Source organism: Pseudoalteromonas sp. J2K-J599, assembly GCF_059295115.2.
Genome location: NZ_CM200271.1, coordinates 395,004 through 407,156, shown reverse-complemented (window position 1 = coordinate 407,156; position 12,153 = coordinate 395,004). Strand labels below are relative to the sequence as shown.

Here is a 12,153-nt window from a genome sequence, read left to right as displayed (position 1 = left end):
GTTAAGGCCAAAATAACACCATGGCACAGCACGATTATATTAACAAAAAGCCTGCAGGCAGAAACAGTAAAAAAAACGCACCCGCTAAAAAACCATTTCCTATTCTTTTAGCTGTCATAGCCATCTTACTCGTCGGTGGTTTTGCTTATACATTATGGTTTATTAAAAGTAATGCAGATCCAAAACTTGTCGAAAAACAAGCAAACCCCACTGCGCCCGCAAAAGTAGAAGTGGTTATTCCACGCACACCAGAGTTTATTAAAGAAATTAGAAACCACGAGATTCAAGTTGAAGTGAAAGAACTTGAGCAAAAAGGCCCTTACGTTATGCAGTGTGGTTCGTTTAAAACCCACGCACAAGCGGAATCGCTAAAAGCTAAAATAGCATTTGCAGGCCTCATTTCTGAAATAAAACAGGCTGAAGGCAGCAATGGTACTTGGTATAAAGTGCGCTTAGGCCCTTATAAAACCAAACGCCAAGCCGAAAGTGATAAAAACAAACTTAAACGTGTAAAAATAGTCGGCTGCGGAATTTGGGGCTGGACTTGAAAATAAACCATTCACCCATATAACCTCTTCATAATCGTTTTTTACGAGTTGCCTCTGCAGCTCGATGATGAGGAATAACATGACTACTATCGTAAGTGTACGCCGTGGCGACAAGGTTGTAATTGGCGGCGATGGCCAAGTGTCTCTTGGTAATACCGTAATGAAGGGCAACGCCCGTAAAGTTCGACGTCTTTATAATGGCAAAGTAATCGCTGGTTTTGCCGGCGGTACTGCTGATGCCTTCACTCTTTTCGAACGCTTTGAAAGCAAATTAGAAATGCACCAAGGAAACCTAACTAAAGCCGCAGTAGAAATGGCTAAAGATTGGCGCAGCGACCGTGCACTTCGAAAACTCGAAGCTCTGCTCGCTGTTGCAGACGAAACAGCCTCTTTAATTATTACCGGTAATGGCGATGTGGTTCAACCTGAAAACGACCTAATTGCAATTGGCAGTGGTGGTAACTTTGCACAATCAGCTGCAACCGCCCTTTTAGAAAATACAGATTTAAGCGCTCGTGAAATAGTAGAGAAAAGCTTAACTATTGCAGGCAACATCTGCGTATTTACTAATAACTTCCAAACAATCGAAGAATTATAATAGGAACTATCATGTCTGATATGACCCCAAGAGAAATTGTTCACGAGCTAGATCAGCACATTATAGGTCAGGCTAAAGCAAAAAAAGCAGTGGCTATCGCACTTCGTAACCGCTGGCGCCGCATGCAACTCAAAGAAGATTTACGCAGCGAAGTAACACCAAAAAACATTTTAATGATTGGTCCAACCGGTGTAGGTAAAACAGAAATTGCCCGCCGATTAGCAAAACTTGCTAACGCACCCTTTATTAAAGTAGAAGCGACTAAGTTCACTGAAGTTGGCTATGTTGGTAAAGAAGTTGAGACTATCATCCGCGATTTAGTCGATGTATCAATTAAAATGACTCGCGAACAGCAGACTAAGAAATTTAAACATCGCGCCGAAGAAGCAGCAGAAGAGCGCATTTTAGATGCCCTTTTACCACCAGCGAAAGATCAATACGGCGAAACGCAGCGTGATGATAACTCATCAACTCGCCAAACGTTCCGTAAAAAGCTACGTGAAGGTCAGCTAGATGATAAAGAAATTGAAATCGATTTAGCACAAGCACAACCAAACGTAGAAATTATGGCGCCTCCTGGTATGGAAGATATGACCAACCAGCTACAAAGCATGTTTCAAAACATGGGCGGCGATAAGCGCACTAAGCGTAAACTAAAAATCAAAGAAGCCTTCAAACTATTAACGGAAGAAGAAGCCGCTAAATTAGTAAATCCTGAAGAGCTAAAAGAGCAAGCTATTTTTGCAGTAGAGCAAAACGGTATTGTGTTTATTGATGAAATAGACAAAATTTGTAAGCGCGGCGATTCTTCAGGTCCAGATGTGAGCCGTGAAGGTGTTCAGCGCGACTTACTACCGCTAATTGAAGGTTCAACTGTAAATACTAAGCACGGAATGGTTAAAACTGACCATATGCTGTTTATTGCCTCTGGTGCGTTTCAGATGGCAAAGCCATCAGATATGATCCCAGAGCTACAGGGCCGCTTACCGATTCGAGTAGAACTTGAAGCACTTACTGCAGATGACTTTAAACGCATCCTTACAGAGCCTCATGCATCGCTTACCGAGCAACAACGAGAGCTGCTTAAAACTGAGCAGGTATCGATTGAGTTTAGCGACGATGCAATTGAGCGTATTGCCAAAGCAGCTTGGCAAGTTAACGAGAAAACCGAAAACATCGGTGCTCGTCGTCTACACACTGTAATGGAAAGATTGATGGAAGAAATTTCATACGATGCTTCTGAAAAAGCAGGCTCGTCATTAGTAATCGACGCCGCTTATGTTGAAAAACACTTAGGTGCACTTGTTGAAGATGAAGACTTAAGCCGATTTATTCTATAAAACGAATATAAACGTTATACTAAAAGCCTCCAGATTGGGGGCTTTTTAATGGGATATATTAAATGAAACACGTAACAAAAGTGCATTACCACAGTGTAAGTAAAAATCTAGATGTTTACTTTGATGATGACAGTAAAGCTGTATTTAGCTGTGAGTTTTTACGTGTACACTCCCCTTCAGCTGAAGTGCAGGGCCATGGCTCTGGCCCAATGAAGCTAGTACTTAATAAGCAAGCTGTAGGAATAAAAAGTATTGTACCTGTTGGGCATTACGCACTTCGTTTAGATTTTGACGATGGCCATAACAGCGGACTATTTAGCTGGCGCTACTTTGAAAAACTACAACAGCAACAAGATACATTGTGGAGTGAATATTTAGTGCGGGTAACTGAACACGAAAAAAGTAAAGATAGCGTGCCTATAAAGTTTGTTCCTTAAACTTTATAGACCCGCACTATTAGGGGTTATTACACCTTAAACTTATCAATTGCAGTGAATAGAACACGAGCCTGCTCAGAGACTTCTTCACTTGTCTGCGCATTATCAGCAGCATGTCCCGAAGCATCTTGTGCAATATCTCTTATACGTACTACGTTTTTATTTACCTCAGACGCTACCTGACTTTGCTCATCAATCGCAACTGCTATTTGAGTACTCATCTCCATGATAGTTTGTACATCTTCGGTTATATCACCGAGTAGCTCACCGGCTTTAATAGCCTGCGATGCACTTTCATCTCCTTGCGAGCGGCACTGGTGCATAATACTAACCACCTCTTGAGTGCGTTGTTGCAGGGTATTAATAATCCCCTCTATTTCACTAGTCGATTCTTGCGTGCGCTGAGCAAGTGAGCGAACTTCATCTGCCACTACTGCAAAACCACGCCCTTGCTCTCCAGCTCTAGCCGCTTCAATTGCAGCGTTAAGCGCTAATAAGTTGGTTTGATCTGCAATCCCTCGAATTACATCAAGCACTGAGCCAATGGTTTCGCCGTCTTTTTCTAATTGCGATACAACACTTGATGCATTACCTAACGAACTAGACAAATCTCTAATATGTTTAACCGTTGAGTCAACTTCACTGCGCCCTTGCTGTGCGCTTAAGTTGGTTGATTCTGCTTTTTTAGCTGCGGCTTCAGTATTATGAGAGATATCTTGAATAGTTGCCTGCATTTGCGTTGCAGCTGTCGCTACCATGTCTGCTTCATGTAGTTGCTCTTGCATACCAGAGCTTGTTGCTGCGGTACTTTGTGATAAATGCTCGGTTGCTACATTAAGGGTGTTTAAAGCACCATTAACTTCGTTAATTAAGTTCTTAAAATCGCCTATTAAGCTATTAAAGTCGACAGTCATGGTGGTAATTTCGTCTTTACCTGTTTGCTCTATCATCACGCTCAAATCATTATTACGACGAATATCATTAATAGTGTGATAAACCCGCTCAATAGGTACAATAATGGAGTGGCTTGTAAAATAAACGAGTGCTAATACAACCACACCTGCAATCACAAATACCAAAATAGCTAAAAATTGAGCCTGCTCTACACTTTGCTCTACTTGTAACTTAGTGTCTTTAACGATTTTAGAAACAATGGCGTCGCTTTTATCTACACTGTCACGCATTACTCCAAGTGCGCCTGACTCAAGATCTAGCCCTAGCTTAGTTTGCGCCTGCACAAGTGTTTGAAATTCGCTTTGGTATATATCAATCAAAGGATTAATTTGTGCTTTATAGTCGCTTGGCAGCTGTGCTGCAGCTATCTGCTGCTTAAATGTATTAATTCCCTCATTAAAACGCCCTAGGTACTTAATATCAAATCTCAGCATGAAATCTTTTTCTGAGCGTCTTAGTTGCAGCATTGACGACAGCAGTTGGTAATTTTGCTGCTCTTTTAATAGTTGCTCAACTTCATGAACCGAGCTTCTAAGCTTGCCATATAACCCGTCGGTCGGGGTTAAACCAATCTCTTTTTGAAGCTTAACAACAGTTTCAAAATCATTATTATAGCTATTTATTAGTTGCTCAAAGCGCTGGACCTGCTCCTGTGCAATACCTTGGTTAGCCATTAACTGTTGTAACTTTTTTACTTTATCACTTAACTGCTCAAAATCCGTTTCAAATGCAGTTAACGCATCTTCTTGTTTATAAAACAAAAAGTTTTTTTCATGTTTACGCAATGCTAATGCATGTACGTTGAGCTCTTCTGCTAATTGAATAGTCTTGTTTAAGCTCAAGGTTGTACGTGATTCAAAAATAATCACGCATAAAAGGACCACCATTGCTAAACCAACAACGACTGCGTTTAGTTGTAAACGTCGTTTAATTGTTAGGTTTTGTAAAAAATTCATCGCTAACGCCTTTTTTGAATATGCATTTTTATTATAGCTAATAGATCAAAAGCGACTAATTAATTTAACTTTTTATTATTGGTAATTCTAAACAGTTTAAATGTGATGGCTATAAGGCGACACTATCCCACAAACCTTTATGTAACGATTGTGTGTTATTCCATTGTTGTTTAACCAACCAATCAATTAAAGGCGCGGGATCGCTGGGGTAATTTATTTGCTTGTTTTGCGGCGCGCTATTCCAATCATCAAGGGCTTGAGGGTTTAAATAGTTCATAACATGCGCCATGCCCATGGAAAATAAAGTTTGTGCATTTGCTGCTTGCTCAAACTGACCATCTAAAGGCTTTAATAGTAACTTTTTACCTAACTTAAGCGCTTCACTGGCAAGCTCAAATCCCGCGTTACCAACAACACCACTTGTGTTTGCTAAGTCGTTTAAAAAGCCAGAACGTGAAGGGGCTCGTAAATGTATATGTCCAAAAGACTGATTGCTGGCATTTGGGTGATAGCAATAAAATTCTTTTTCGGGAAAGTCTTTTAAATAATCAACAACGCTATCTAAGTTTTCGAAAGGTAAATATACCAATACCTTGTTCATTACTGCTACAGGGTTGTCGTGATTATGATGAGCAATAAAAGGCGGTATTATATTATTTGCAAATGGTTGCCAGTGCACGCCTAAGTAGGTAGTCGCTGGTGCATAATGCTTGATAAGTGATTTTCTCAGTACGCCACGACCAAACATAGGTACGTTATCTGACAAAAATGCTGCTTGGTGACTAATGCCAATAACGGGTATACCTGCCCGTTTTGCAGCCCATGCTGTCACAGGCTCAAAGTCGTTAAGTACAAAATCGTACTGTTTTATCTCAAGCGATTTTATATCACTCACCAACTTACAAATTCGCATGTTTTTAAGTGTTTTGAGATTTTTAACTTGCCCATTTTCAGTGCTAAACGATAAACCGCGATACGCTTTATAATCTGAGAATTCGTGCATATCAAAGTAATCTTTATTTGCGCGCCCTGAAAACACATAATCAACATCAATACCGAGCTTATTAAAGCAGCTTGCCATAACCCGAGCGCGCGTTATATGACCATTACCGGTACCTTGCACTCCATACAATATTTTCATGCAGGCACCACAAGTGCTAACGCAAATAAACCACAAAAACTACCAATCGTTGCGCCTATTATAATATCAGCAGGAAAGTGCACACCCAATACCACACGAGACATAGCAACGCCGGTAGCCCAACTAAATAGTAGTAATGCATATTCTGGAAAAAAATGGCTTAATATAATTGCCACTAAAAAAGCAGCGGCACTGTGACCCGATGGTAAACTAAATTTATCGCTTGGTACTATATAGGCATTTGTTACTAAGCAGTCGCATGGACGGATCCGAGCAAATCTATTTTTAGCTAGTAGGTAAATAGGTCTTTCTATAGCAAAACCAATTAATATAGTGACAGGCAATAATTGGTGCTGTTCATTATTACTAAGCCACCACACTGCTAAGCATATTAATATATAAAGCCCACCATCACCGCTTTTAGACAAACCAAAGGCCATTGTTTTAAACCACCTCGGTGAATTGCAATTAAACAAAGTTAAAAATAATTGCTCATCTATCTGAGTTACCTTTTTAAGCATATTATTATTCATCACCATCCCTCATTGCATAACATATGAACACCGATTTAGCTTATGTGTTGTAAATAACAATTGAGTGACGCTTTTAATACACTATTATTGCGATTAATGATTTAGCGCTTGTTTTGCCTAAATTTACTGCGATTAAGTCGTTGTTATTGCTTATAAGGAGGGTATACTGAGATATAAATTAATGTACCTTTTGAGGATAAAATAATGGATTACAGCACTTCTGATTTATGCGACCACTTTGCTGACGTGGTTGACGTGCTAGAGCCTATGTTCATCAACTTTGGTGGTCGACACAGCTTTGGTGGCCGCATTAAAACGGTTAAATGTTTTGAAAATAATGAACTCATCCGCGAATTACTTTCTCAAGATGGTACAGACCTAGTACTTCTTATTGATGGTGGCGGCTCAACTCGTCGCGCACTAATCGACATTGAACTGGCTGAGCTAGCACTTGAAAACAACTGGAATGGTATTGTTGTTTACGGCGCAGTACGCCACGTTGATGAGCTTGAAGAGCTTGATTTAGGCATTCAAGCAATTGCTTCAATCCCTGTTGCAGCCGACAGCGAAGGTGCTGGTGAAGATGCTATAGGCGTTAACTTTGCTGGGGTATCATTTTTTGATGACGACTTTATTTATGCTGATAGCACAGGCATTGTTTTATCTGCAGAAGAATTAGAGTTGGAAGTTGTAGAAGTATAACGTGACTTCCCATTTAAAAGTATATGATGAAAGCGCGGTTAGAACACTTTGCTCTACCCGCGCAAATGAGAAAAAAGCATGGCAATCAATGGCCTTGCTCGACACCCAAGTAAACCTGCAACAAGCACTTGTTGACGCTGCTCAATTTGGTATCCGCTATGTACTTCTGGGTATTTGCGAAGATATCGGCCCAAAAGCAAACTTAGGAAATGGTGGTGCAAACGAAGCATGGCCTGCTTTTTTAAAACGCTTTTTAAACCAACCTCACAATCAATTTATTGCCACTCAAAAAGTGCTTTTATTGGGTGAAGTTAATACTGATGATTTAATGGCGCAAAGCAACCAGCTTAATAATCAGCAAGGCCAGCAATTAACTCAATTACGAGATTTATGCCAACAGCTTGATGAACGCGTAGAGTCGGTATTGAGCCTTATTTTTAAAGCGGGGCTTGAGCCAATCGTTATTGGCGGAGGTCATAATAATTGCTTGGGAATTATCCGTGCCCTGAGTAAGTCAAAAAATACACCTATTAATGCTATCAACTTTGACCCTCATGCCGACTTTAGAGAATGTGAAGGTCGCCATAGCGGCAATGGCTTTCGCTACGCTTATAACGAGCAACATCTAAGTAATTACCACGTTATTGGCTTACATGAGATAAAAAACAATCAAGCAATTATAGATGCAATGAGTGAAGCTAACTTTACGTTTGATAGCTATCAATCAATACAAGTTAAGCGAAAAATTACACTCACTCAGGCAATTGAAAACGCATTAAGTAATTTTAACGATTTACCACTGGGTATTGAAGTTGATTTAGATAGTATTACTTACATGCCGGTTAGTGCGTACACATGTTGCGGATTTAGTGTGAATGACACTGAGCACTTTGTGCACTTAGCAGCAAACCATCGCCACTCTAAGTACTTACATTTATGTGAAGCAGCGCCTAGCCAGCACCCTAGCGGAGTTGAGGCCGGTGCTGCCCATGTAGGGCAAGTGATCAGTGCACTTGTGAATAGCTATCTACAAGCCAAAGAAAACACTTAGCGCTGTTGAACTAATCGCCACTCTTTTAGCCAGCTCATTAAACCAATACTACTTAGCGGGTGACCAAAGTAATAACCTTGGGCAGCATAACCTTTTAAGCTTTTTACAAACTTAAGTTGCTCAAGTGTTTCTACCCCTTCAAAAATCACTTTTGTTTTTTGTTGGTTATGCATTTCAACCATTCCGCTAACTAAACTGCGTATATTGTTTTGATTACTAAAGTCAGCAGTGAGTGAAGGTGAAACCTTAATATACTCTACCGCTAAGCTTGGTAACTTAGAAAGTAGTACCGGGTTATCACCAAGTCCATCAACACATACTTTTAAGCCTATGTTATTAAGCCTTGCGATCATGCCTCTGCCTTTATCATCTAGTCCCGTAAAAATATGCAAAGGGCATTCAACAATTAAATCGCCAGCTTCCAAGTGATGCTCACTTAAAACAACATCAACAAATTCAATAAACTCTTCGTTAAGCATTTCAGGACCAAATACGTTAATGCTAAGCGGTATAGAAATACCTTCTATTCTAAGCGCCATTGCAAGCTCAGCAGCTCTCTCTATTACAAATTTAGCGAGTGGATAACCAAGCCCTGCAATTCTAATGTCGTCGATAAACCTGTTAGCGGATAAAATCCCTTGCTTAGGGTGCTGCCAACGCAGTAGTAATTCTAAAAACTCAATTTGACCGTTTTCGTTACAAATAATAGGCTGAAAATAAAGCTCTAACTCGCTCGAAAAATCAATATTTGCTAATTCCTTTAGTCGCGCTTGTTGCTCTCGCAATTCAATCATCATTTGTTGATGATAAGGCACAACCTTGCGATCTGGGTGGCTATCGAGTGCCAGATATGCGTACGATATTAAATTATCAAAGTTGTTATCTTGCTCATTACAATCAACATAACTCGCTCTCGCTTTTACTTCTACAGTGCAGTTAGCAACATTAAATGGCTTAAGCGTTGCACCCAGTATTTGGTCAATAACTAATTCATGTAAGTGTTTTTGATTCGCGAAACTACAAATAAATGCAAAGTTAAGACCCCCTAAGTGGGCTAGCTTTTCTTGTCCAGTTAAAGTCACTATTTCGTCACTTGAAAGTAGCTCTTTTATTCGATTAGCTGATTGCGCTAACAGTATATCGCCAAAGTCGCGTCCAATATGCTGGTTAACTTGCTCAAAGCCTTCAAGGCGAATAACGATTAACGCTGCGCTTATTTGTTTGTTGTCGCACCATGCATAGTAACCTTGTCGTAACTGTTTTCTATCTGCAAAAACTGAAAGCGGAGACTCTTCAATAAATGCATCACCTTCAGGTTCTGGCTCTATAACGACTTCTATTTCAGCACTTTCATCATTTAAAAAGCCAACAATAGCTAATAATAATATTGCTAACACAACCCAAAATAGCGGAACTTCCAATAATAAATGAGCTGAAAATAGAACAACAAATAAAAGACCAGCCATTGAGCTGGTAATTATCATGCTCCAATTATTTCGCTCAAATGCTTGCCATAAGTGAAAACAAAACCCAAAGGCTAGTAGAATAGCAAGCCAAGCCGCACCGCTGCTTAAGATAGCTAAACCAACAGCAGCTGTGCATAAATAACTAAATTTAATACTGGTATTTTTAACAGCAAATAAAGTGGCGATCATCGCCATTAATAGTGCACCACTAAAAAATATTGGGAAATTACTGTCGGTTAGTATGTTCAAATTAACGGCATCCGTATTCGCTAAAAAAGTTTAAACCAAGTTATATGTGAGTAAAAATAATACAAACTAATTAATTCTACCCAAAATCCATAAATTTAACAGTTTATTTACGCCAAATTGGTAACTTAATTGTGATGGATGACTTATTTGCCAATGCGCAATATCAGCTCTTGCGCCAACCTTTAAAATACCACGGTCGTCTAAACCTAGTGCTTTAGCTGCATTTCGAGTAACACCAGCTAATGCTTGCTCAGGTGTTAATCTAAACAATGTGCATGCCATGTTCATCATCAAGTGCACTGAGCATAGTGGTGAAGTACCTGGGTTAAAATCACTCGCAATAGCTATAGGTACTTTATATTGATTAAGTAATTCAATAGGTGGGAATTTAGTTTCTCTTAAAAAATAAAATGCACCTGGCAATAACACCGCTACCGTCCCAGCGTCTGCCATGGCTTTTACACCCTCTTCATCTAGATGCTCAATATGATCCGCCGAAAAGCCATTAAACTGCGCCACCAGCTTAGCACCCTGTTGATTAGATAACTGCTCAGCATGGCATTTTACTGGGAGGTTATGCTTTTTAGCCGCCTGGAAAACACGTTTGGTTTGCGAATAACTAAACCCAACATTTTCACAAAATACATCGACTGCATCAGCAAGATTATTAGCCACTACCTGATCTAGCATGCCAGTACACACTAAATCAATATATTCATCAGCACGGCCTTTGTATTCAGGCGGTAGAGCATGCGCCCCTAAAAAAGTAGTTTTAATATCAATAGGGTGATGTTCACCTAATAAACGAGCGACTTCTAATATTTTTATCTCGTTTTCTGTATCTAGCCCATAACCAGACTTTATTTCAACGGTGGTTACACCTTCTTTTAATAACGTATTTAAGCGATCTTTTGCATCAACAAACAATTGTTCACGGTCGGCTGCTCTTGTGGCTTTAACCGTACTTGCTATGCCACCGCCTTGTGCCGCAATTTGCTCATAGCTTACGCCTTGCAAACGCTGTTCAAACTCTTGCGATCTTGAACCTGCAAATACTAAGTGAGTATGGCAATCTATTAAGCCCGGCGTTAACCACTGCCCTTTTACACTCAATGTCGGCGTTGCAAACACATCAAAACTAGGCAATGTTGATTGCTCTCCGATCCACGCAATTTTACCATTTTTAATGGCTATAGCAGCATTTTCAATTGCGCCATAAGGGGCATTTATATTGCTATCCATAGTGGCAATATTGGCATCAGTTAAAAGTAAGTCGATTTCTTCTAACTCATAATTTTGTGTTGTGCTTTGCATATCGCAGCCCTTTTTACACCGTGAATAATGAAAATATAGTCTAACAACCCATCTTGTATATACAAGATAATTGTGTCATCTTATTTATATAGTTTATTTTTAATGTAACCATAAATTTAATGACGACACCTAAATTTGCGCAAATAAAACAATTCATTGTTGATAAAATTCGCAGCGGTACGTGGCAAGAAAACCAACGTGTTCCCTCTGAAAACGAACTAAGTAGTCAATTTAGTGTAAGCAGGATGACAGCCCGCAGAGCACTAAGCGAATTAACCGAGGCAGGTATTTTAACCCGCAGCCAAGGGTTAGGTACATTTGTAGCTACATTTAAATCGCAGTCATCGTTACTTGAAATAAAAAATATTGCTGATGAAGTAAAAGAGCGTAACGGCAACTACACCTGTAGCGTACTCATACTCGAATCAATAAATGCAGTCGCACCTATTGCCATTGCACTTGGTGTTGAGGTTGACAGTGTTGTATATCGAAGTGTACTGGTGCATAACGAAAATGACAGCCCTTTGCAGCTAGAAGAGCGTTTTGTAAATCCTGCCCTTGCGACTGGCTACTTACAACAAGACTTCAGTACGCTTACACCACATGAATATCTATCTAGTGTTGCCCCACTTACCCAAGCAAGGCATACAGTAGAGGCCATTATGCCAAACAGCGAAATGTGCCAATGGTTAAACTTATATAATGAAGAGCCATGCTTACAAGTGATCCGACGCACCTGGTCTGTTAAAGGCATTGTAAGCTTTGCGCGCCTTGTATCACCTGGCAGTAAATATCGCTTAGGTGGCCACTTAACATTTAAAAAATAACAAACAATAGCGCTTACTGCGCTTTTTTTATAACAAA

General features: G+C 39.9%; 12 protein-coding genes. 7 read left to right on the top strand and 5 right to left on the bottom strand.

Annotation, left to right across the window (positions count from 1 at the left end):
• The first annotated feature begins 20 nt into the window (after nt 1-20).
• The 4 genes from AC5NT5_RS01810 to AC5NT5_RS01795 all read left to right on the top strand — a co-directional run bounded on the left by AC5NT5_RS01810 (nt 21) and on the right by AC5NT5_RS01795 (nt 2,923).
• Entirely contained in the window at nt 21-548 is a 528-nt protein-coding gene (locus tag AC5NT5_RS01810) for an SPOR domain-containing protein (protein WP_024596311.1), read from the top strand.
• A 79-nt stretch (nt 549-627) separates the two neighbouring features.
• Nucleotides 628-1,146: an ATP-dependent protease subunit HslV gene (gene hslV, locus AC5NT5_RS01805; RefSeq protein ID WP_002958366.1), complete on the top strand. Its 519-nt coding sequence runs from the start codon at nt 628-630 to the stop codon at nt 1,144-1,146.
• A gap of 11 nt (nt 1,147-1,157) precedes the next feature.
• Entirely contained in the window at nt 1,158-2,486 is a 1,329-nt protein-coding gene (gene hslU, locus AC5NT5_RS01800) for an ATP-dependent protease ATPase subunit HslU (RefSeq protein ID WP_024596310.1), read from the top strand.
• 62 nt (nt 2,487-2,548) lie between these two features.
• A complete protein-coding gene (locus tag AC5NT5_RS01795) occupies nt 2,549-2,923 on the top strand; it encodes a gamma-butyrobetaine hydroxylase family protein (protein WP_024596309.1) in 375 nt (124 codons plus the stop codon).
• Nucleotides 2,924-2,952: 29 nt separating this feature from the next.
• Here AC5NT5_RS01795 and AC5NT5_RS01790 read toward each other — a convergent pair whose 3' ends face one another.
• The 3 genes from AC5NT5_RS01790 to AC5NT5_RS01780 form a co-directional block, all read right to left on the bottom strand.
• On the bottom strand, nt 2,953-4,833 hold the full coding sequence (locus AC5NT5_RS01790) for a methyl-accepting chemotaxis protein (protein ID WP_494513255.1): 1,881 nt from the start codon (nt 4,831-4,833) through the stop codon (nt 2,953-2,955).
• A gap of 109 nt (nt 4,834-4,942) precedes the next feature.
• A complete protein-coding gene (locus AC5NT5_RS01785; RefSeq protein WP_024596308.1) occupies nt 4,943-5,974 on the bottom strand; it encodes an MJ1255/VC2487 family glycosyltransferase in 1,032 nt (343 codons plus the stop codon).
• Entirely contained in the window at nt 5,971-6,510 is a 540-nt protein-coding gene (locus AC5NT5_RS01780; RefSeq protein ID WP_024596307.1) for a phosphatase PAP2 family protein, read from the bottom strand. Before AC5NT5_RS01780 ends, AC5NT5_RS01785 begins: the two co-directional genes overlap by 4 nt.
• Nucleotides 6,511-6,711: 201 nt before the next feature.
• On the opposite strand from AC5NT5_RS01780, the gene rraA reads away from it, so the two are divergent.
• Together rraA and AC5NT5_RS01770 are read left to right on the top strand one after the other, a co-directional pair.
• Nucleotides 6,712-7,209: a ribonuclease E activity regulator RraA gene (gene rraA / locus AC5NT5_RS01775; protein ID WP_002959955.1), complete on the top strand. Its 498-nt coding sequence runs from the start codon at nt 6,712-6,714 to the stop codon at nt 7,207-7,209.
• A 1-nt stretch (nt 7,210) separates the two neighbouring features.
• On the top strand, nt 7,211-8,260 hold the full coding sequence (locus tag AC5NT5_RS01770) for a formimidoylglutamase (RefSeq protein WP_182672767.1): 1,050 nt from the start codon (nt 7,211-7,213) through the stop codon (nt 8,258-8,260).
• Here AC5NT5_RS01770 and AC5NT5_RS01765 read toward each other — a convergent pair.
• Nucleotides 8,257-9,921 (bottom strand): EAL domain-containing protein, encoded by a 1,665-nt coding sequence (locus tag AC5NT5_RS01765; RefSeq protein WP_024596305.1) that lies wholly within the window; start codon nt 9,919-9,921, stop codon nt 8,257-8,259. The two genes, AC5NT5_RS01770 and AC5NT5_RS01765, sit on opposite strands and share 4 nt — an antisense overlap.
• A 120-nt stretch (nt 9,922-10,041) precedes the next feature.
• A complete protein-coding gene (gene hutI / locus AC5NT5_RS01760) occupies nt 10,042-11,289 on the bottom strand; it encodes an imidazolonepropionase (protein ID WP_494513254.1) in 1,248 nt (415 codons plus the stop codon).
• A 119-nt stretch (nt 11,290-11,408) separates the two neighbouring features.
• Between hutI and hutC the strand changes: the two genes are divergently transcribed.
• Complete coding sequence (gene hutC, locus AC5NT5_RS01755; protein WP_024596303.1) at nt 11,409-12,116, top strand: histidine utilization transcriptional repressor HutC; 708 nt, start codon at nt 11,409-11,411, stop codon at nt 12,114-12,116.
• Nucleotides 12,117-12,153: the final 37 nt, after the last annotated feature.